Genomic DNA, 22,512 nt, shown 5'->3' on the forward strand with positions numbered 1-22,512 from the left:
ATTTAAATTATGGTAAAAGCTGTAATTGTTGATGATGAACCTAAGGCTATCCAGAGTCTCACATGGGAGCTTTCAAACTTTAGTAATGACATTGATGTTATCAAAACCTTTACTAGTCCGGAAGATGCCATTGATTATTTGGATAATAATGCCCTTGACTGTTTGTTTTTGGACATTCAAATGCCAACAATGGACGGGTTTCAGTTTTTGGGGAAACTCACTAATAAAGATTTTGCGGTGGTCATTACCACGGCTTACAATGAATTTGCAATAAAGGCCATGAAACATGAGGCCATTGATTATTTGTTGAAGCCCATAGATTCTGATGACCTACAGGAAACCATTAAAAAGATCAAAAAGTATAATTCTAAAATGAGCAGTTCAACTAAAATTGAAGAGGTACTTCTTAATTTTAACTCAAAGTTTGATCCAAAGAAAATTACCATTAACACTGATGGTAAACTTATTTTCTTGGATGCTGAAGAAATCTTGTTTGTTGAATCTGACGGAAATTACTGTACCATCATCATGGAGAATTCCCAAAAAATTGTAATTACAAAGAAATTGAAAGAAATGAATACGATTCTGCCAGAAAATCAGTTTTTCAGAATTCATAATTCTTACATCATCAATTTGAAAAAAATAAAAGAATTCATAAAGAGTGAAGGTTACGTGATCATGGAATCAAACCATAGGATTCCTGTAGCAAGACAACGAAAATCTGACTTTTTAGTAAAAGTTATAACCCATGCACCCTATTCGACTAAAACAGAGAGCACTTTTAAAAGAGCCTCTCAGCCTTTGTATACTCTTGTTGATGTTTTTTTGTGCCTACAATACATTTCAGGCGCAAAATGAAAAACCTAGTGATTTTGACAATACCTTGAAAAATTTACAAGGTTTTTGGCCCAAAAAACACCAAACCATAGATTCAATATTTTCTAGGTTTGACAGTGACAGTTTGGCCTTGAAGGATCTAATTATAAAGTCAGGAAAAGCTGATGCTTTGGAGGTAGAGAGTTATGCGCTGAACAAATTGGGAGAAATTTATAGAAATATTCCTTCTTATGATGCTGCTCTCGAAGCACATTTTAAAGCCGAAAAATTAGCACAACAAGCTAAAAATATTCCCTTGGAAGTCATCAGTCTCAATATGATTGGTGTGGTTTACAGGCGCATGGATTTGATAAAACCTGCTCTAGATTACCATAAGAAAGCTCTGGATATTGCAAACTCGGTCAAAGATCCGTCTCAAGAATTAAAGTCAAGTATCGCTGTATCTCAAAATAGTATGGGGAATATATACTTGACCTTAAAGCAGTATGATCTTGCTGTTGAACAATTTGAGAAGTCGTTGATTATTGAAAAACAATATGGGAACAAGTTAGGTTTAGCTATTAATTATCATAATTTAGGATATGCTGATGAGGCCAAAGGACTTCTGGATCTGGCTTTAGAAAACTACAAACGGTCTTTGGATTATAATGAGCAAATCAATTCTGAAGTTGGCCGCGTGATTTGTTTTATTAGTATAGGGCAGGTTTATATAAAACAAGAAAAATACAATGATGCTAAAGTTATAATTGAAGAGGCGCTAAAGAAGGCGCTTCTATTGGGAGATCAATTTTATATTTCTTATGCTTACATTAATTTGGGGTGGGCACAAAAGGAACTGAACATGGATGAGGAGGCAGAGTTCAATCTTAAGAAAGGTCTGGAAGTTTCTGAAACCTACGGATTAAAAACCTCCATAGTTGATGCGCACAAGCATCTTTCTGATTTTTATAAAAAACAGAATGATTTCAAAACGTCTTTATTTCATTATAAGGAAGCGATTGAGCTAGAAAAGACCATTTTCACCGAGCGTAATATGCAGTATGTGAGTGATATTATTGTTCAATATGAAAATGAAGCCAAGAACAATCAAATTATACAACTTGCCAATGAAAATGAATTGGTAAAATCAAAGATGCAGCGCAACCAAACTATTTTTTGGTTTGCAATCTTAGCCTTAGTCATAACAGCGGGAATCATGATTGCTATTAACAGAAACAGACAACTTAGGCATGAAAAGCAAATTTTGACTTTGGAGCAGGACATGTTAAGAAGCCAGATGAACCCTCATTTTATCTTCAATTCATTAAACTCCATTAAGCTCTATATCATCAATAATGAGAAAGAAAATGCGGTGTATTATCTTAATAAGTTTTCAAAGTTTATCAGAAAAATCCTGATAGCCTCTACTGAAAAGGAAATTTCTTTAGAAGATGAATTGGACACCATGCAGCTTTACATGAACATTGAGAATATTCGTTTTTCAAACGATATTAATTTTACGGTAGACGTAGCCCCTGGAATCAATACCTCAAACATTCGCGTGCCCTCACTCATTTTGCAGCCGTTTCTTGAAAATGCGCTCTGGCATGGACTTTCATCTAAAAAGGAAGATAAACAAATTGAACTGAAAGTTTATAAAGACACAGATGCGTTTATTACAATTTCCATCACTGATAATGGTATTGGCAGAAAAGCTTCAGAAAGTATAAACCGTGACAGAATCATAAAGAGAAAATCAGTTGGTCTGACCATTACCAAAGCGCGATTGACCAATTTCTCAAAAAGGTTTACCGCAGACTACAAAATGGAGATTGAGGATTTATATGACGACCAAAATGTACCCGTAGGGACTAAGGTTGTGGTTGCCATACCAATTCACAGTAACAGTTTAAAGACTGCTTAATTGTTTTGAGTAGCATAAAATAGATGACTCCAAAGAAGTACTAGTTGGAGAAGTCTTTATAAGTGTACTAAAAATAAGATTACTGATGTTTTTCAGCAACTTTTTCCAATTCCATATACCAATCTTCTCCAAATTTTCGGATAAGGGCCTGCTTGACAAATTTATAAACAGGAACTTGAAGTTCCTTGCCTAGCGTACAGGCATCATCGCAAATTTCCCATTTGTGATAATTAACGGCAGAAAATTCAGAATAATCCTTTACACGGACGGGATATAAATGACATGAAACGGGTTTCTTCCAATCTATTTCTCCTTGATTATGGGCTTCTTCAATGGCACAAAGCGCGGTGCCTTTGTTGTCAAACATCACATAGGCACAATCTGCACCGTTTATTAGCGGCGTTTCAAATTCCCCATCTTCAGTGGTGATGAAAGCGCCTTGGGCTTCAACGGCAGCTATTCCTGCTTTGCGCATAAATGGTTTTACTTTTGGATAGATATTCTGCATGATTTTTGTTTCCTCCAGCTCTAAAGGAGCGCCAGCCTCTCCATCAATGCAACAAGCCCCTTTGCAGGCGGATAAATTGCATACAAAATCCTTCTCAATGATGTCTTCTGAAACAATGGTTTTCCCTAACTGAAACATAACGTGTTGGCTTAAAAAATGAGCTGATTTCTCGTAAAAAGTAGGGTACAAAAGTAACTTAAATTTACTGTTATTTAATATTATAAATCGATATTAAAAATCTACTTTTGCAAAAAATTAAAAGCCTAGTCTTATGGAACTTGATTTTAAGGAAATTTTTACAGCATTCATGATTCTTTTTGCGGTTATTGATATTATTGGAAATATTCCAATCATTATTGATTTGCGCAAAAAAGTGGGCCATATTCAGAGTGAGAAAGCCTCTATTATTGCTGGCGTAATTCTGATTCTATTTCTATTTATTGGTCAAAATATTTTGTCATTGATTGGTATTGGTGTCAACTCATTTGCCGTAGCGGGTGCCTTTATTTTGTTTTTTATAGCTTTAGAGATGATTCTGGGGATTACACTCTATAAGCACGAAGAAAATGATTTGTCAACCGCCTCAGTATTTCCACTGGCATTCCCTTTAATTGCGGGACCAGGAAGTTTGACGACCTTACTCTCATTGAGAGCGGAATTTAGAATAGAAAATATCATCGTTGCTATTATTGTTAATGTTATCATTATCTTTATCGTCCTAAAAACATCGTCTAAAATTGAACGTTTTTTAGGTCCTAATGGGATCAGTATTATCAGAAAAGTTTTTGGGGTGATTTTATTGGCGATTGCCGTAAAATTATTTGCTGCCAACATCAAGGCCCTATTTGAATTATCTTAATTAAATTACTATGAAAGTAGCTACTATCATTTTATCTGTCATCGCTTTGGGACTTATTGTTTTCAACGTTACAAAACTCGATTTTAATGCCCTTCTTGAGGGAGAGAATGTTGTAGCACTTATAACAATCTTTACCTCTCTTTGTGCCATTGTTTTACTTCAAATTCTCAGAATTTCTAAACGTATTGAGAAACTTTCAAAAGAAAAGCGTAGTGCATAAGGTTTTGAGTGTTGGAGAACAGAAGTATTGTACTAATTGTTCAATATGAGCTTCACAACTTCAAAACGGCCTTAGTTGACATTTTTTGGGACTCACGCAAGGTGCCATTAGTGGTAAGTGTGTTGATTTAGTGGTAAGTGTGTTGATTCAGGATGAAGTTCAAAACCCTATAACCTGTCCTTATTTGGAACACAAGGAGAATGATAAGAAGACTCCATTATAAGTTTGTATGATGGGTTGATACAGTAACTATTACTAAAACGGCTTACAGTTTCTAAAGCTATTGTTTTTGAGAATATTTATCTTGGAGATTGATATTATCTGGTTTTTAATAGAAATTAAGAACTAATGACAACCAATAGCGCTATTGTGTTTTGATCAACTTCAAGACTTCCTCAATCATATCATCTGTTGCGTTTATAATTTCTTCAGAAGCGTTAGAACCATATAATTGATCAGCCAAAGCGGCTTTTATAAGTAGTTTCATTTCTTGATGGTAAGCCACAAAAGTAACTTTAGCTGCTTCCCTGATATTGAGATATTCCTGAAAGCGAATCACGACGTCATCACTCACTTCAAAATTGGCGACAAAATCCTGCTTAGAAATGCCCAAGTAGCTTTTACGGTCTTTATCCAATTCTTCAAAAACAAAATAGTTGATGAGGCCACTTTGTTTGATGTAGTTTAAAGTTTCGTTTTGAGTGCTTTGGTCTATGGGCACAAAAATATCAGGAATAATCCCACCACCGCCATATACAACTTTGCCCTTTGGCGTTGTGAATTTCAAAGAATCGGCTACCTTAATATTGATTTCATCATTAAATTCGCCACTGCTTCTTCGTTTGTAGTAGTCGTTATAATATTCTTGATTGTGGCCATTGTCATAAGGACGCTGAATGGAACGTCCGGTAGGCGTATAATATCGGGAGACAGTTAAACGTACGGCGCTGCCATCTCCCAAAGCCATTTCACGCTGTACCAAACCTTTGCCATAACTGCGACGTCCAATAATAGTGCCTTTGTCGTTATCCTGTAATGCGCCTGCAACAATTTCACTGGCAGAGGCTGAATTTTCATTGATTAGAATAAATACTTCGCCTTCTTCAAAATCACCTCTACGGGTGGCAAAACTTTTTTCAATACGACCAGATTTGTTTTTTGTGAAAAGAATCAATTTATCATCTTCTAAAAATTCATCAGCAATCTGTTCTGCAATGGCCAAGAAACCTCCAGGATTATCGCGTAAGTCCAACACCAATTTGGTGGCGCCTTCATCTTGTAATTTATCTAAGGCTCTTTTAAATTCTTTATAAGTAGATTCGGCAAATCTGTTGATTTTGATATAAGCCAGGACAGGGGTGAGCATATAGGCAGCATCGACGCTATTTATGGGAATGCTAGAGCGTTTGACATTGAAATCGAGAAATTTGTTTTCACTTTTCCGATAAATTTTCAAACTGATTTTTGTGTTTTTTTCACCTTTTAACTTCTGAATAATCTGCTCATTGTCCCATTGACGTCCAAAAATGGAGTCCCCATCAGCCATAATAATCCGATCACCACTTTTAATTCCGGCTTTTTCACTGGGACCGCCAGCGATTGGTCTGATCACGGTAATTGTATCCTTGTAGGTATAGAAGCTTACGCCAATTCCTACAAAATCGCCCTTCATATTTTCAGTAACACGTTGTAGTTCGTTTTTGGGAATGTAAATGGAATGCGGATCGAGTTTTTCTAAAATACCATTAACGGTAACATCCACAATGCTATCTGTATTGACATCGTCTACATATTCATAATCAATATAATCGATCAGACGGTTGAGTTTGTCTTTTTTGCTGTTTGAAGTAAATAGGCGGTCAGAAGTATCGGTAAAATTGAGCTTTCCACCAATAAGAACGCCTGCTGCAACAGCAACGCCAATAATCAATGGAATATATTTTTTATTAAAAGCCATTATGCGCTTAAATCTTCAATATGTTGTAACTCGATGCCCGCTTTGGCCAAAAATTGGAGGCCAGAATCATCTTTATAGCCTTCATGATATACAACACGAATGATGCCAGCTTGGTGGATCAATTTGCTGCATTCTTTACAAGGGGATAGCGTAATGTATAAGGTTGCGTCTTTGCAGGATTGTGTGGAAGCCGCTACTTTTAAAATGGCGTTTGCCTCTGCATGAAGCACATACCATTTGGTGTATCCTGCATCATCTTCACAATAATTTTCAAAGCCAGTTGGGGTACCATTGTAACCATCAGAAATGATCATCCGGTCTTTAACGATCACGGCACCAACCTGTTTTCGTTGGCAGTGTGATAACTTGCCCCATTCTTTTGCTATTCTTAAATACGCTTTATCATAGCGCATCTGTTTCCTATTTGGCATTTATTTAATTTACAATTGTGGGAGTGCTATTTCCGATTTTCAATACCTGGGTAAATTGCATCAGACAAAACCTGCAACGAATATAAAAGGTTCGTATTTTAATTTATATAATTTAGAGTTAAAACTTTAGCACACTTTAAAGTTTTATGAAAGGAACTTACTGTTGATCAACATAGGGATGACTAATCCTACAACAATTGCAGAAAGTACCATCATCCAATCGCGTCTTGAAAACCTGAAAATAGTTTGGCATAAAAAGCCTAAAAACAGGACTACAAATACAATGATAAGTTGTGCCAATTCAATCCCTAATGCAAACTCTATTAAAGGAAGTAATTTGTTGTCTGATCTGCCAACAAACATTTTAAACTCGCCAGCAAAACCAAGCCCATGTATCAACCCGAAAAATAAAGTTAAAAAAAAGAGGATGCCAATTTTTTCATTAGGTGCTTTTTTGCCTGCCGTAAAAATGTTGTATATAGCGACAACCATGATAGTTATGGGAATCAGAAATTCAACCAAATTGGTATTAATGCTGATAACGCCGTAAACTGCCAGCACCAAACTTATAGTGTGGCCCAAAGTAAACATGGTTACGAGCAGCAATACACGTTTCCAATCTTTAAACATATAAGGTACCGTAAGTACCAATAAAAAAAGAACATGGTCATAAGCGTTGATGTCCAGTACATGGTTCATGCCGTATTGCATGTTAAACCAAAAATTATCGAGCATAAATTGAGTGTTTGGGTAGCTCCAAAGGTACAAGGAATGGTAAGAGTTGCAAAATTATATTTTTGAAAATAGAAAATAGAAAATAGAAAATAGAAAATAGAAAATAGAAAATAGAAAATAGAAAATAGTAAACGGAAAACAGAAATTTGTAGGTTCGACTTTTCGACTGAAGACTGAAGACTGAAGACTGAAGACTGAAGACTGAGGACTGGAGACTGGAGACTGAAAACTAAGCTTTCCGATGCGGCAACAGCGGTGGCGGTTCACCATTAAATGGATTCCATCTGCCAATGGTTCGGGCTTCCATTCCTGCAGCGCTAATAACCGACCTATCGCCATAGCGTTCGCGCATCTTATCAATAGCTTCGCTCAAATGAAGAAACTTCGTATCGTCATCAAACAAATTGACCTGATGGCCGCCTTCTACCAAATGGCTGAATTTAACGCCAATCAGGCGTACTAAAAGACGTCGGTTGTAAAGTTTTTCAAACAAGTCCAAAACTATGGGAATGATATTGTGATCCATAGCGCTATACGGAATACGCTGCTGTTGGGTATAGGTCTGAAAATCAGAATAGCGAATTTTAAAGGTGATGCACGCCGTTAATTTATTGCCACGACGTAATTGGTACGCCAAATTTTCAGCCATGGCGATGATGATGCCTTTTAATTTTGCGACATCTGTAGTGTCTTTATTAAAAGTGCGTTCTGTAGAAATCGATTTGCGCTCTTGGTATTGAATAACTGGCGAATTATCAATGCCATTCGCTTTGTTCCAAATGCCCAAACCATTTTTGCCTAATACTTTATACATCAATTCCATCGGCATTTCCTGTACGGTCCTGATTTGTTTGATACCCAAATCACATAAGGATTTGTAGGTCACATCGCCTACCATTGGGATTTTTTTAATTGATAAAGGTGCCAAAAATGGTTTTTCATTGCCTGAGAGGATCTGGATTTCGTTATTGGGTTTTGCTTCCCCAGTGGCGATTTTGGATACCGTTTTGTTGAGCGATAAACCAAAGGAAATTGGTAATCCAGTTTCTCTGATGATGCGCTGGCGCAACTCAGAGGCTAATTTATGGCACCCGAAAAACTTGTCCATCCCCGTCAAATCAATATAGAATTCATCAATAGACGACTTTTCATACAACGGAACCGTGTCTTTAATAACATCGGTTACGTTTTGCGAGAATTTAGTGTAGGTACCTGCATCCCCTCGGAGAATGATGGCCTCAGGGCACAATTGTTTGGCCATGCGCATAGGCATTGCAGAGTGGATTCCAAATTTCCGTGCTTCATAGCTACAGGAGGCTACAACACCTCTGTCACTCGTGCCGCCTATAAGAACGGGTTTCCCGTTTAGGCGACTGTCGAGCAGGCGTTCACAGGACACAAAAAAGGTATCTAAATCCATGTGCACTATGGAGCGTTGGTAGGTCATGATAAAAGATGAATTAAGAGTAAAGATTAGAGAATAAGCACTTGTTCAACTCCTTAATAAATGACGTGATTTTTATAATAATTAAATTTTGGGAACAAATTTCAGTTATACATTTTTTTAAAAACGTAAACTTCTCTGTTTTAAAGTAACAACCTCTTTTTATTAACTGTTAGGTTTTCCTTTTAAATAGCTTTCAGGGGTCATTATGGCTAATGTGCTTTTTTTGAAATCCTTTAAGTTTCTTGTTAAAATGACATTAATATTTTCTTTTCCGAGAGCGGAAAAATTCTGTAGAGCATCTTCAAAATCTTTGAATTGAGAGTTGAGTGCGTTTAAAACAATAGTCTTATCCATTTCTGCAATGTCAATAATGGTTAAAAGTTGTTTTAATTTTTCAATGATGAGCTCGTGTTTTCCGATTTTCCTCAATAAATGATACACATTCGATATTGCTACTGGTGTTACAAATCCTTTTATTTTCTGTTCTTCACATAAGTTTAAAACTTGTGCGGCATATTCAGAATAGGGCTCGCGGTCAAAGAAAAAATCCAATATCACGTCGGTGTCTATAAGTACATGGTCCATTTCAAAAATATTTTTCTTCCAATCGTTTCTCCAATTCCTTTTTGTAGTCGAGTTTTTTAGAGGTCTTAAAAGAGCCTTTTAAGGATTTTACAATAGGATTGAGAGGTTGATCGCTTTGTTTCCTTTCTTCTATAGTTAATATTTTGAGGTAATTTTCAATAATATCAGACAGACTACGGTTTTTCTGTTTCGCATATCGTTTTGCCTTCTCTATGACTTCCTTTTCGATTGTCAATGTTAGTTTTGTGTTCATAATCTGTTGTTTTTTACAAAGATAATAAAAAATTAAAGCACGTGTTTTAATTCTAAAATTAATACGTATCGTTTTTTGATTGCTGATATTGATGATCAGTATTGATCGCTTCTTTTTATATAGTTGTTTGAATAGATTGTGTTTTTGATTTCGATGTAATTTTTGGGATTATACCGCCGCCAAACCTCTCTTCGTTAGCTACTGCAGTATGGGGATTAGAGTATGGGCTTGCGCTATACCGCGGATCTTCAATAACTGACAACCGTTCCATACGTTCTACTTCAATGGTGACACAATCAAATTCAATCATCACTTTACCTGTAATACTATAGATGCCTTTACCTCTAAACGGAAATCTAGCTGCCACAGGAGGGAAATGGACCGTATCAACAAAATCGCCATCACGATCCAAAAAATTTACCAAAATGCATGATTTTGTCCATTGGACGTTCTGGTGTTTTTTGTGGTGATGAGGTAGCCTTCAATTGTAATCATTTTTCCTTCCAAAGATTCCAAATGTTTGGCACGTAACTGATTTACTGAATGGTTTTCCAGCAGATGAAACGGATTGCACAGCGGGAAGCCCAACAATTCAATTTCATCAAAGGCATTTTCCAAAGCTGTACTTGGCAATTCTGGTGTTTTATAATGCACGCGTTCGGTTTTAAAGAGCGTGATGACATGTTCTTGCACCGCGTGTTTGCTGATTTTAAGATGGGCTTCCCAGAGCAATTCACGTTTGTTGCTGCCTGTAAATCGAAATGCATTGATTTTTATCAAAATCGAAATCTGTTCTATGGAAATGGGAACCCGTTCAATAAAATTATCCATGCTCAAAAAGGAACCATTTTCATTCCGTTCTTTTACGATGCGTTTAATGGTTTTTGATTCGAAGGATTGCAAAAACATGAATCCGAGATAAATTGTTTTGCCATGAATGACCGTTTGTGTAAAACTACGGTTGATGCAAGGCGCTTCAATGATGCCGCCATGCATTCTGGCTTCATGGACATACAATTCAGTACTATAAAATCCGCCAAAATTATTAATAGTGGCCACCATGTATTCCAGTGGGAAATACGCTTTCAAAAATAGACTCTGATAACTTTCCACTGCATAGGACGCGGAATGTCCTTTGGCAAATGCATAACCAGCAAAACTTTCAATCTGTCGCCAAATATCTTCCACTAGCGCATCTGGTTTTCCAGAATTTTTACAATTGTCAAAAAACTGTTGCTTCACTTTCATAAATTCATCACGCGATCGGAATTTTCCTGACATCCCACGCCGCAACATATCGGCTTCTCCAAGTGTGAGTCCGCCAAAATAATGTGCCACCTTAATTACATCTTCCTGATATACCATAACGCCAAAGGTTTCTGGCATAATGTCGAGTAACACTTTGGGCGCATTCTTAACACGTTCCGGATCGCGATACCTCAAAATATATTCACGCATCATTCCGCTTTTGGCAACTCCAGGGCGAATGACGGAACTTGCCGCCACCAAGCCCAAATAATTATCTACCTGTAATTTTTTCATAAGCATTCGCATTGCGGGCGATTCCACATAAAAACACCCGATGGCTTTGGCGTTTCTCAATAAATTTTTGATGCGCCCATCTTCCTTGAAACGCTTGATGTCGTGGATGTCGATGGGAGACTTTTCAGGATGGTTATAAGCAACAATTTCTGTGGCCTCTTTAATTTTCCCGAGTCCGCGTTGGCTTAAAATATCAAATTTATACAATCCGATATCTTCTGCGACAACCATATCAAACTGCGTGGTAGCATAGCCTTTTGGCGGCATAAAGGTGGCGCCATAATAATGGATGGGCTTTTCTGAAATCAGAATTCCGCCAGCATGAATGCCTAAATAATTAGGAAATCCTTGAATATAGGTACTGTATTTAATGACGAGTTGGGATAATTGATCCAATTGATTAACGTTGTATTTGCCCCTGGTAAGCATGTCCATTTCCGATTTTGGCAAACCAAACACTTTCCCCAATTCACGAACAGAGGCTTTAAATTTAAACGTATTATAAACCGCAATCAAAGCCGTGTTTTTGAACCTCGTAAAGATAAAATTGGTAATATCATCACGATCTCTCCATGAGAAATCGAGGTCAAAATCGGGTGGGTTTTGTCTAAAAACATTGATAAAACGCTCAAAGTATAAATCGAGTTCTATAGGATCCACATCCGTAATTCGAAGCAAATAGGCCACAATGCTATTGGCACCACTGCCACGACCTACATAGAAATAGTTTTTACTGCGTGCGTATTTCAAAATCTTCCAATTGATTAAAAAGTAGGACACAAAATCCTTTTGTTCAATGATAGATAGTTCTTTTTCGATACGTGAAAAAACGCGCTCGTCAGGATTTTTGTAGCGGTAATGCAATCCGTCATAGGTGAGTTTTTTTAACAATCTAAAATCCAAAGCCTCATTGTGGGTGTAGCAACGTTGGTTGTTTGGGTTTTCTTGAGAAAAATCAAAATCTACATGGCATTTGTCGAGGATGTGAGCTGTGTTATTTAGGAGTTCAGGAAATTCGTCATAGGTAGTGCACAATTCCTGATAAGGCAACATTTTGTCGGTTTCCTGGCCTTGTTCACTTTTAGGCAGTTTGCTCAACAGGGTATTGTTGTCGATGGCGCGTAATAGGCGGTGGGTGTTAAAATCTTTTTTGTTCTGAAATGATACGGTTTGCAAAACGACCAATTTGTTCCGCAGTAAATTCCATTTAGAGAATTTGAGATGGTTCAAATCCTGTGGCTTAATACCCAAAAATTCGTTTTCTTTTAGAGCATATATTTTTTTATGAATGTAGGGATAAATCACAAATACATCTTCGAGTTGGGGGGCGGTTTCAGGGATTTTCAATTCAGAGTCATGTAAAAATCCAGAGAGGTAATCGTTGATGTTCTGAAACCCCTTATTGTTTTTGGCAATGAGGATGAATTGCTGTTGCGCACCATTTCTGAAATCGATACCCAAAACAGGTTTGATTTTATATTTTGAGGATAATCGTGCAAAATCCAAACACGCTGAAGTGCTGTTGATATCAGTCAATGCCAAAGTCTGTAAGCCATTTTCTGAAGCAATGGCAAGCAGTTGCTCAGGCTTTATAGTGCCGTAGCGAAGACTGTAGTAGGTGTGGCAGTTGAGGTACATATTTTTGTTTACTAATGATTTTTCAAAATTAACTATTATATGTAGTTAACCTTGCTTATATTTGTAGTAAATTAAGAAAAGGAATTGAGATCGCTTCGCTTTTAGAATCGAGAACTAAGATTTTTTGTTGCTACATTCATGGTTTGGGCATTGATTAATAACACTTTTAAAAACTTACTCGCACATTCATTGCAAAAAAAATAACATGAAAAATATCCAAATAAACATAAAACATCTCCGCTCAATAAAGCAGCTCTCCCAAGAGCGTTTTGCAGATGAATTGGGCTGGTCGCGTTCCATCGTTGGGTCTTATGAAGAGGGGCGTTCAGAGCCACCCATCGACCGACTGATCGATTTGTCGGACTACTTTAAAATACCGATTGATATTTTGGTAAAGAATGATTTGCGCAAAGCCAAAGACACCTCTTTTATTGATATTGGCAGCAAACGTGTGCTGTTCCCGATAACCGTAAGTGAAGATAATGAAGATCTGATTGAAATTATCCCTGCGAAAGCCTCGGCCGGGTATCTGGCAGGCTATGATGATCCTGAGTATATTGAGCAGCTGCAAAAAATCAAGCTGCCCTTTCTTCCCACAGGAACCCATCGTGCTTTTCCTATCAAAGGCGATTCCATGTTGCCTGTAAAAGATGGCGCATTTGTGGTGGCTAAGTATGTTGAGGAGGTTCAAGATGTAAAAAATGGACGCACCTATATTGTGCTGACCAAAGATGATGGTCTGGTTTATAAAAGAGTCTCTAATTTGATAGAAGACAAACAGACGTTACTGTTGAGTAGCGATAATAAGGCATATCAACCTTATGAGATTCCGATTGAAAATGTGTTGGAGCTTTGGGAATTTACCTGCTGCATCAACACTCAGGAATATGATGAAAAAGAACTGAAGATGAGCAGTATCATGGCGATGTTCCAAGAACTAAAGGTGGAATTGGAAGCAGTTCAAAAAATGGCATAATGGCGAAAACCAAAGTAACTTATACGATTATTGATGTGGAGACCACAGGACGTGGCAACAAGATTACAGAAATTTCCATTTTTAAATACGATGGAGAAAAGGTTGTTGATGAATTTACATCACTTGTTAATCCGGAGGCGTTAATCCCAGATTACATTACCGCATTGACAGGTATCGACAATGCTATGGTTGCTGATGCTCCAACTTTTGCAGAAATTTCAGAAGCTATTCTTTCTATTACTGAGGACAGTATTTTTGTGGCCCATAATGTCAATTTTGATTACAATGTCATCAGAAATGAATTCAAAGCAATTGATGCCGATTTCAGACGCCGAAAACTGTGCACAGTCCGCTTGTCTCGAACCTTGTTTCCGGGATTTCGATCTTATAGTTTAGGGAAGTTGTGCAATTCAATGGACATTAATTTAGTTGACAGGCACAGGGCGCGAGGAGATGCCGAAGCAACCGTCACACTGTTTGAAAAATTACTGGCACATGAACACTCAGAAACCGTTTTTTCTGATTTCTTGAAAAAAGGCTCTAAAGAAGCGACGCTGCCTTCAAATTTGCCAAGTGCTATTTTTGATGCCATTCCAAATGGTGCTGGTATTTATTATTTCAAAAATAAAAAAGGAAAGATCATTTATGTAGGGAAAGCAATCAATCTGAAAAAGCGTGTTTTGGGGCATTTCTATGATAAAAAAGAGAAGGAACTGAACCTTTGCAGAGAAACTGCGCACATTGATTATGAACTTTCGGGGAGTGATCTTGTGGCGCGACTGATGGAAGATGCGGCCATTAAACATCATTTTCCCATCTACAATCAAGCGGCCAAACGTGTACCAAAACCATATGCCGTTTTTAGTTATGAAGACCGGCGCGGGATTCAGCATTTGGCATTTAATACGCTCAAAGCAACCCCCAATCCGTTACAAATATTTCATAGTATTCGTGATTGTAGGCTGTATTTGGAACAAGTGTGCGAGCAATTTGAGCTCTGCCCAAAATACTGTCATTTACAAGAAAATGTATGGACCTGTTCACATTACAAACTGAACACTTGTAAAGGCATATGTAGGGATGAAGAAGCAATGGTTGCTTATAACGAGCGTGCAAATTTAGCTATTGATTATATGGCAAATTCCAATCAGAATATGGTGTTGAAAGAGAAAGGGCGCCATGTGGAAGAAGAAGCTTTTGTGCTTATCAAAAACGGACTGTATCTTGGCTATGGTTTTGTAGAGAAATCAGAACAGATTTTGAATCCTGATGATTTGGAAACATTTCTAATTCCGCAAAAGGAAACTACGGAAGTTCAGGGCATTTTGAGAAAACTCTTGCTACAGTCTTCAGCTGCCAAAACCTTGGAGCTTCAATAAATTCAAGTTTTTACATATAAAAAAAAGACACTAATTTTTTTTAAGTGCTTTTTGTTTTTTACGTTATACTGAATGATCAATCTGTCACACGATACCATTGTTGAGTCCTGTAAAAAAATGCAATATAGCCGCGTACGTTTAAGATATTGGGTGTCTCATTGTCAATCCACATCTTACATTTGTACTCCTTTCCTTTTTCCGGATCAAAAATAGTACCTCCTTCGTATTCATTATCGTCTTTAGTTTTACTATAAAATAAAAAAAGCTACTTTAATTTTTTTAAGTGTCTTTTTGTTTTTTACGTTATACTGAATGATCAATCTGTCACACGATACCATTGTTGAGTCCTAGTAAAAAAATGCAATATAGCCGCGTACGTTTAAGATATTGGGTGTCTCATTGTCAATCCACATCTTACATTTGTACTCCTTTCCTTTTTCCGGATCAAAAATAGTACCTCCTTCGTATTCATTATCGTCTTTATCTTTGGTCAAACCTTTAGCGATAACTAAACCTTCAATAGGTTGATTGTAATCTTTGCCTGTACATTTTATGCATGGTTTACCTTTATCTTCGGGCAACAACAATTTAACAATCTTTCCGTAGATTTCTCCATCCTTTTTATATAGTTCAACGATGGATTTGGCCTTGCCGCTTTCGTCATCAACTGTTTTCCATTGCCCAACAATACTCTGTGCTTGAACCAAGGGAATGCTTAAGAGCAATCCTAAAAATAAAAGATACGTTTTTATCGATTTCATAACTTCGGATTAAAGTGTAAATCTGATACCAACATTGACGCCTATCCCACTCGCATTAACAAATTGTGTTGGAATTTGTCGCGGTGCATCTTGATTAGGTTGCGTTGTGGTGCTTTGACTGTAATCATCACTAAACTCAAACTGCTTTTCATAAACAGGTAAATCTGCCAATTGTTGTCCTGGTACCAATTGCGACTGGCCGTCGGTTATAGCAGTGGTAGAGTATTCGGTAATTTCAGCCGATTTACTTTTGATGCTCAAATTCTTGATTTCAACTTCTCCAAAAATACTCAAATTGTCACTGACGGGATAGTTGAGGCCAAGAGCTCCAAAATAGCCAACACTAAATTTACTTTTAACTTCACTCTTGGCTTCCACCATAATGTCAGTACCTTGTCCGCCACCATTTGTTTGTCTCGCCATGGTCTCAATAGTCAGATCGCCAGCAATAGGAACGATCAGCCCCATGCGTGCATAAGGATTAACCTTTTTAAAATTTGGCGTTAAAATAATGCCTGGCGCAACGTCAAATCCTCTTAGGTATGTGTTTTCTTCTGAGGTAACCTGCGGACTTCTCAAACGGCCAATCATGGTTTTGTCGCCATGAAAATAACTGATGCCCATTTCGGCACCAATATATGGATTGAACATATAGCCTCCGGTAACATTTACTTTTATACCAGCGCCTACAGTGCCATTGAGTGATTTTACATTAACATTAGAGCCATCTGCGCTTACTGTAATATCGGTAGATTGCATGATGCCGGTGAGTCCGTTAGGATCTGCATTATTGAATTCGGTTTTTCCTGATTCGAAGCTGTAACCGGTACTGACGCGGATATAAAAGTTTGAATCGTCACTAACAATATCATTTTGAGCTTGTGTTAGGTAAGTTGTCGACGCAAGAACACAAACAATTAAAGCTTTGGGTATCATTCTCATAATTCTGGGTTTTAAGATGCAATTGATTTATTTAAAATGTATTGATTTAGATATGGCACTGACTATCTTTCACGGCCATAGTTTAAAATTACGTATAAATATATACTGTAACGAATCAAATCATGACGCATTTGAGTTGTTGAGAAGGCTATTCACCTTAATAGATTTACAAGCAGTTGGCAATAATAGATCACTAGATAGTTCAATTTCATGTTGGATAAATTATTGGGACAAACATTTTGATCATTAAGGGTCTAATTGAACTTTTCATTTTTTACTATGATATTTTATTGAACTACACTATATTGGCTTTCCAATTGAATCCCCAATCCCCATGAAACATCTTTATCTAGTGCTATCTGCTTGTTATTGTATAACTTTCTACGGACAAGAAAAGCTTCTCTTTATTGACCATGAAACTATTTTTGCTTCCGTTGCAGAAAGTGCAGAAAAGGAAGATTATGACGAGGCTCTTGAGCAACTGCAACGTATCAACAAAGATGATTCTACTTATTGTTCGGTATTGACTTCTAAATCTTACTATTACATTCTTCAAAAAAAGTATAATGAAGCACTCGCTATTACAAATGAAGGTTTGGCACTTGATTGCGGGAGTAGTTCTAAGCTATATCTTTTAATGAATAAAGGTGTTAGTTACTCCAGTAATGAAAATTACAAAGAAGCATTAAAAGTTTATGAAACCGCATTAGAACTGTATCCTAGAAATCCAAAATTATGGTTTAACAAGGGTATTGCACTCGAAAAATTAGAGAATGTTCCAGGAGCTATTGAAGCTTTTCAAAAAGCAATAGTGTATGATCCGCTATATAGAAATGCCCATTTACAGTTAGGAAATATATGCTATCGTCAACAACTTATGGCACAAGCATTAATGTGTTACAATATGGCTTTAATAATAGAGCCAGATACGGAAAGAGCTTTTGCATTGTTAAAATATGTCAATGATGTTGTGGCTGATAAAAACGAAAGTGAGTCGGTGTCTAATTTGGTGGTCTCTACAGATGATGACGCTTTTGAAGATATCGATCTTATCTTGAATAATAGAATAGCCCTAAATACCAATTATCCTATTGATACCAAAATCCCAATCCCTTTGGTAAAACAAAATCATGCGCTGTTGCAGCAACTGCAATCTGTTGAGGGAAATGGCGGATTTTGGGATAAGTATTATGTGCCATTTTACAAATGGATCAGCGCCAATGACTATTTTGAAGACTTTACCTATACGGTCAATTATTCAATTAAAAATGACGATTATAAAAATATAATAGAGAAAAATAAAAATGAAGTTACTGCTTTCATCAAAGCATACGTTGAGGAATGGCTTAAAATTTTAAGCAAAAATGAGAAAGAAGTAATGGCTTATCATTATTCTGATTCAAAATTTTCGGCTGAGGGTTCAATAAAAAATGACATTTATGTAGGAGATTGGACGTTTTATGACACCAATGGCAGGCCATCCACTAGAGGATATTTTAACGAGAAAGGTGAACGTCACAACACATGGACTTGGTTTCATGAAAATGGTAAAACAAAGGAAATTGCTATTTACAAAGACGGGAAATTGAATGGTGAAAACAAACAGTTTTATGAAGATGGAAGCCCTTATGTAGTAACTACGCTAAAGGATGGAGAATACGAGGGTGAGTATAAATATTATGTTGAAACCGGTGGATTGAAACAAAAAAAACAATTTTCCAATGGCAAACTTAATGGAAGGTATATGGCGTATTTTGATGTTGGTGAAGCGTTGAAAGAATACAATACAGATTACAAGGATGGCGCTATTTTTGGAGATTTGATAGAATATTATGCTGATGGAAAGGTCTATTCTGTAGTCAATTTTGAAAATGACAAACGTCATGGTAAAGAAATTCAGTATTATTGGAACGAAAAGAAATTGCTTGATGCTGGTTATAAAGATGGCAATTTACAGGGTCCATACATAGCCTACCATGCTAATGGCAACCAAAAAGACGTTGGGCAATCTGATGAAGGTTATTTTAATGGTGATTGGAAATCTTATTTCTATGATGGTATTATTAATGCCGAATATGCTTATAATAAAGGCGCGTTGGATGGTCTTTATAAAACCTATGACGTCGATGGTGTTTTGGCTTCAGAGTTTCAATACCGTAAAGGTGAAATCATCAGCTACAAATTCTACGACAAGTCTGGCACTATACTTTCTGACGCGCGTAAAAAAGGAGGTGAGTTTTTCTATGAAGGCTATCATCCTAATGGAAATAAAGCTGCTGAAGGGATGTATGACATCAGTGGTGGTAAAATTGGCGATTGGAAATTCTATAGTAATAATGGTGTGCCCAGTGAAGAGGGCAGATATCAGGACAATGAACCTCTCGGTATCCACAACTCCTATTATAAATCTGGAGGAATCATGTCTATTTCTGATTATGATAAAGAAAACGGAAATACATATTACAAATATTTATATCCTAACGGACAAATCCAAACCCAGGGTTGGTACAAAGGAGGCGTAAAACATGGTGAATGGCGCTATTATTATATAGACGGCACTTTGGAAGCCACACGTTTCTATCACAAAGATCAATTACATGGCACCCAGGAAAACTTTAGGGTGGATGGAAACATAGAAAGCTACACCACATATAAGTATGGAGAAGCCATAGAAGAGGCATATTACAACACCAATAAAGAGATTTATGAAACAGTTGATTTTAAAGCTGCTGAAAAAACCTATAAACTAGTTACACATTACCAAAATGGTAACATTCAAACTGAGATTAACTATGTCAATGGCCTTCACCATGGTCCTTATAAACTTTACAATTTTTATGGAACGGTAGTCGCTTCAGGAAACTACAATAATGGGAGTCAACATGGTGAGTGGAATTGGTATTATGATGATGGTAAAATAAGGATTTCAGAAGGCTATTTAAATGGCAATAGAGATGGAACATCCAAACATTATTACAAATCTGGTCAATTGGAAGACGACTATTTTTACAACTATGGTTCCAAAACAGGAACTTGGTTGTCCTATCATGAAAACGGAAAACTCTTTACATCTACAGGTTATGCCAATGATTTACAAGAGGGCAGAAAAGAGTTTTATAGCGCTTCTGGCAATTTACAAATAGTTCGAATCTATAAAAATGATGTGCTCGTTGGATATACTTACCTTGATGCCAATGGAAAGGAAAAGGAGATGATTCCTATTAAAAACGAAACGGCCAAAATGGAAGCATTTTATGATAATGGAAAACCTTCAAGAACCATGACCTATGTCAATGGCGATTTACAAGACGATTATAAAGCCTATTGTTATAATGGACAATTGGAAAATCATACCATTTATGAGAAAGGAGAATACCACGGTCTGGATATTGATTACTATGAGAACGGACAAATAAAATTGAGTGAAAATATGTTGTATGGCATGCGTAACGGTAAATCTGAAAAATTTTACGCAAACGGAAAATTAAAAGAATCGCTCAATTATCTTAATGATGAAAGACATGGTGAAGCAAAATATTACGATGAAACAGGTAAACTCATCAAAACTGAATACTATTCAAATGGAGATATCTATGAATCAAAAAGCTAAATTCAGTCTATTTTTTAGTGCTTTTATTTTGCTTTTGCTTATTCCAATAAATTTAAAGGCACAATATTCGCCTGAATTTGAGCTAAATAAAAGTAGATATCCTGAATCTAACAAGGTCAGATTATTGGATGAGGTTTCAATTTCAGTTAAGTTGAAGAACAACGCTATAGAAATACAACAGTCTTTTGTAGAAGAAGATCTGTTCTTGGATGAATCTGCAACCTATGGTTCTAAAAAAGCGTTAAGTTTTTCTTCCTTTTTTGAATTGCAATCTGTTGAGGCCACGTCTTATGAATTTAAAAACGGAAAGTACAACAGCTATAAAGTAGAGAATTTTGTAGAAAAGGATGAATTGGATGATGCCTTTCATGATGACAGCAAATCTTTGAATTTTATTTACCCAAATCTATCCATTGGCGGTAAAACAAAATTATCTTATACTGAGATTGTAAAAAATCCACGTTTTTTAAGTCCGATCTATTTTGGCGATTTTTTCCCTATTCAACATAAAAAAGTCACTTTAACTGCTGATAAAAATATTAAGTTTAGATTTCAAGAATTCAATACCGAAAATTATGATCTCATATTTTCCCAAGAGGAAAAAAGAGGAGACATCATCTATACTTGGGAGCTTAAGAATATCAACAAATTGAAGTACGAGTCCAATATACCAAGCTACGCCCGTTTATTGCCTCACATTGTCCCTATCATCACCTCCTATACCTCTGCAGGAAAAACGGTAAACCTTTTAAATGACGTATCAGATCTTTATGGATGGTATTATTCCATGGTTAAGGACATCAATAAAGAAGCTTCAGATACTGATTTGGTAGCATTAGTAAACACCCTTACCAAAGATCAAAAAACAGATATTGATAAAGTAAAAGCCATTTATTACTGGACACAAAAGAACATCAAATACATTGCTTTTGAATATGCATTGGGAGGCTTTATCCCAAGAGAAGCCAATGATGTCTTTAAAAAGAAGTATGGCGACTGTAAGGACAACTCCAGCCTTCTATATGAAATGCTAAAAATTGCTGGACTGGAGGGTAAATTGACCTGGATTGGTACCAGGACCATTCCGTATAGTTATAACGACGTGCCAACGCCAATTGTTGATAATCACATGATCTTATCGATAAATATTGATGGGCAAACCTATTTTTTGGATGCTACAGGACGTTACTTGCCTTTAGAAATGCCATCTTCGTTCATACAAGGGAAGGAAGCTTTAATATCAAAAAGTGAAACGGATTTTGAAATCAAGACCGTTCCGGTAATGGCGCCAAAAACTAATATGTTTAAGGAACGCACAACACTTCAGTTAAAAGGTAACGAAATTGTAGGTAAAACTCAAACCGAAATCTCAGGCTACTTCAAAATTGACTTTTTTAATCAATTGGAGAGTGAAAACACAGCAGTAAAAATTAAAGAGTATTACACTTCGAAATTAAGAAAGGGTAATAATAAATTCCTGATTGATGAGGTCACGGAGACCAATAAATATGATTATGATAAAAACCTAAATATAGATTATACCTTCAAAATCAGCGATTATGCCAAAAAACTGAATGATGAAATCTATTTTAATCTCAATCTTAATCAGGATATTTCGCTTTTTAAGTCCGAAGATGATAGACAAAATGATACTGAGGCCAAATATAAAAGTTACTATGATTATGAAACCGTTTTAGAAATTCCGGAAAACTATGTAGTAGATTATATACCTGAAAACTTCTCGGTACATAATGACTATTTTGATTGCGCAATTAGTTACATCACATCTAATAATACCATCATCTACAAGCATCAATTGGAGATGAAATTCTTAAATCTCAAACCAGAACAACAAAAAGAAGTTAATAAAGCTATTAAAGCGGTAGAAAAGAACTTTAAAGAAATTGTTGTCCTAAAAAAAAGATAGTA

Annotated in this window: 19 protein-coding genes and 2 pseudogenes; 9 read left to right on the forward strand and 12 right to left on the reverse strand. The window is 36.5% G+C overall.

The genetic code is table 11. From position 1 onward, the window contains the following. Positions 1–9: 9 nt before the first annotated feature. Positions 10–741: pseudogene (locus tag A9996_RS04935) on the forward strand (LytR/AlgR family response regulator transcription factor); the annotation flags it as partial. Between the two features lie 76 nt (positions 742–817). Further along, on the forward strand, positions 818–2,740 hold the full coding sequence (locus tag A9996_RS04940) for a tetratricopeptide repeat-containing sensor histidine kinase (RefSeq protein WP_248912319.1): 1,923 nt from the start codon (positions 818–820) through the stop codon (positions 2,738–2,740). Positions 2,741–2,819: 79 nt separating this feature from the next. Here the strand turns inward: A9996_RS04940 and A9996_RS04945 are convergent, their stop codons facing one another. Further along, entirely contained in the window at positions 2,820–3,386 is a 567-nt protein-coding gene (locus tag A9996_RS04945) for a DUF3109 family protein (protein WP_066431699.1), read from the reverse strand. Positions 3,387–3,519: 133 nt separating this feature from the next. Here A9996_RS04945 and A9996_RS04950 point away from each other — a divergent pair, with 133 nt between their 5' ends. The 3 genes from A9996_RS04950 to A9996_RS19820 all read left to right on the forward strand — a co-directional run bounded on the left by A9996_RS04950 (position 3,520) and on the right by A9996_RS19820 (position 4,550). Continuing rightward, a complete protein-coding gene (locus A9996_RS04950) occupies positions 3,520–4,107 on the forward strand; it encodes a MarC family protein (protein WP_066431701.1) in 588 nt (195 codons plus the stop codon). Between the two features lie 10 nt (positions 4,108–4,117). Continuing rightward, positions 4,118–4,327 (forward strand): hypothetical protein, encoded by a 210-nt coding sequence (locus A9996_RS04955; protein ID WP_066431703.1) that lies wholly within the window; start codon positions 4,118–4,120, stop codon positions 4,325–4,327. A gap of 85 nt (positions 4,328–4,412) precedes the next feature. Next, a complete protein-coding gene (locus A9996_RS19820) occupies positions 4,413–4,550 on the forward strand; it encodes a hypothetical protein (RefSeq protein WP_157487181.1) in 138 nt (45 codons plus the stop codon). Positions 4,551–4,691: 141 nt separating this feature from the next. On the opposite strand, the gene A9996_RS04960 is transcribed toward A9996_RS19820, so the two are convergent. From A9996_RS04960 to A9996_RS04995, 8 genes are all read right to left on the reverse strand, one after another. Next, positions 4,692–6,284, reverse strand: a complete 1,593-nt coding sequence (locus A9996_RS04960; RefSeq protein ID WP_066431708.1) for a S41 family peptidase — start codon at positions 6,282–6,284, stop codon at positions 4,692–4,694. Continuing rightward, positions 6,284–6,715: a deoxycytidylate deaminase gene (locus tag A9996_RS04965; RefSeq protein ID WP_066431711.1), complete on the reverse strand. Its 432-nt coding sequence runs from the start codon at positions 6,713–6,715 to the stop codon at positions 6,284–6,286. The genes A9996_RS04960 and A9996_RS04965 overlap by 1 nt, the downstream gene beginning before the upstream one ends. Before the next feature lie 144 nt (positions 6,716–6,859). Beyond that, complete coding sequence (locus A9996_RS04970) at positions 6,860–7,450, reverse strand: HupE/UreJ family protein (RefSeq protein ID WP_066431714.1); 591 nt, start codon at positions 7,448–7,450, stop codon at positions 6,860–6,862. Positions 7,451–7,679: 229 nt separating this feature from the next. Beyond that, positions 7,680–8,897, reverse strand: coding sequence for a DNA polymerase IV (dinB, locus tag A9996_RS04975; RefSeq protein ID WP_066431723.1), 1,218 nt, complete (start codon positions 8,895–8,897; stop codon positions 7,680–7,682). Positions 8,898–9,059: 162 nt separating this feature from the next. Next, entirely contained in the window at positions 9,060–9,482 is a 423-nt protein-coding gene (locus A9996_RS04980) for a type II toxin-antitoxin system VapC family toxin (RefSeq protein ID WP_066431726.1), read from the reverse strand. A 1-nt stretch (position 9,483) separates the two neighbouring features. After that, on the reverse strand, positions 9,484–9,735 hold the full coding sequence (locus A9996_RS04985) for a DUF6364 family protein (RefSeq protein ID WP_066431729.1): 252 nt from the start codon (positions 9,733–9,735) through the stop codon (positions 9,484–9,486). Between the two features lie 115 nt (positions 9,736–9,850). After that, on the reverse strand, positions 9,851–10,159 hold the full coding sequence (locus A9996_RS20935) for a hypothetical protein (protein WP_346210586.1): 309 nt from the start codon (positions 10,157–10,159) through the stop codon (positions 9,851–9,853). Continuing rightward, positions 10,153–12,915, reverse strand: a complete 2,763-nt coding sequence (locus A9996_RS04995; protein WP_066431734.1) for a DNA polymerase III subunit alpha — start codon at positions 12,913–12,915, stop codon at positions 10,153–10,155. Before A9996_RS04995 ends, A9996_RS20935 begins: the two co-directional genes overlap by 7 nt. Positions 12,916–13,120: 205 nt before the next feature. Between A9996_RS04995 and A9996_RS05000 the strand changes: the two genes are divergently transcribed. Further along, positions 13,121–13,891, forward strand: coding sequence for an XRE family transcriptional regulator (locus A9996_RS05000; RefSeq protein ID WP_066431736.1), 771 nt, complete (start codon positions 13,121–13,123; stop codon positions 13,889–13,891). Then, the gene (locus tag A9996_RS05005; RefSeq protein ID WP_066431739.1) at positions 13,891–15,270 is read left to right on the forward strand and encodes an exonuclease domain-containing protein; all 1,380 of its coding nucleotides are present in this window, start codon (positions 13,891–13,893) and stop codon (positions 15,268–15,270) included. The genes A9996_RS05000 and A9996_RS05005 overlap by 1 nt, the downstream gene beginning before the upstream one ends. A 76-nt stretch (positions 15,271–15,346) precedes the next feature. Here the strand turns inward: A9996_RS05005 and A9996_RS19525 are convergent. The 3 genes and pseudogenes from A9996_RS19525 to A9996_RS05015 all read right to left on the reverse strand — a co-directional run. Continuing rightward, positions 15,347–15,502: pseudogene (locus A9996_RS19525) on the reverse strand (DUF2147 domain-containing protein); the annotation flags it as partial. A gap of 115 nt (positions 15,503–15,617) precedes the next feature. Next, positions 15,618–16,031, reverse strand: a complete 414-nt coding sequence (locus A9996_RS05010) for a DUF2147 domain-containing protein (protein ID WP_346210587.1) — start codon at positions 16,029–16,031, stop codon at positions 15,618–15,620. Between the two features lie 9 nt (positions 16,032–16,040). Continuing rightward, positions 16,041–16,973, reverse strand: a complete 933-nt coding sequence (locus A9996_RS05015) for an outer membrane beta-barrel protein (protein ID WP_083993851.1) — start codon at positions 16,971–16,973, stop codon at positions 16,041–16,043. Positions 16,974–17,307: 334 nt separating this feature from the next. Here A9996_RS05015 and A9996_RS05020 point away from each other — a divergent pair, with 334 nt between their 5' ends. Continuing rightward, entirely contained in the window at positions 17,308–20,583 is a 3,276-nt protein-coding gene (locus tag A9996_RS05020) for a tetratricopeptide repeat protein (protein ID WP_066431745.1), read from the forward strand. Beyond that, entirely contained in the window at positions 20,567–22,510 is a 1,944-nt protein-coding gene (locus tag A9996_RS05025; RefSeq protein ID WP_083993854.1) for a DUF3858 domain-containing protein, read from the forward strand. Before A9996_RS05020 ends, A9996_RS05025 begins: the two co-directional genes overlap by 17 nt. Positions 22,511–22,512: the final 2 nt, after the last annotated feature.

This window comes from Gelidibacter algens (genome assembly GCF_001678675.1).
GTDB classification, from domain to species: domain Bacteria; phylum Bacteroidota; class Bacteroidia; order Flavobacteriales; family Flavobacteriaceae; genus Gelidibacter; species Gelidibacter algens.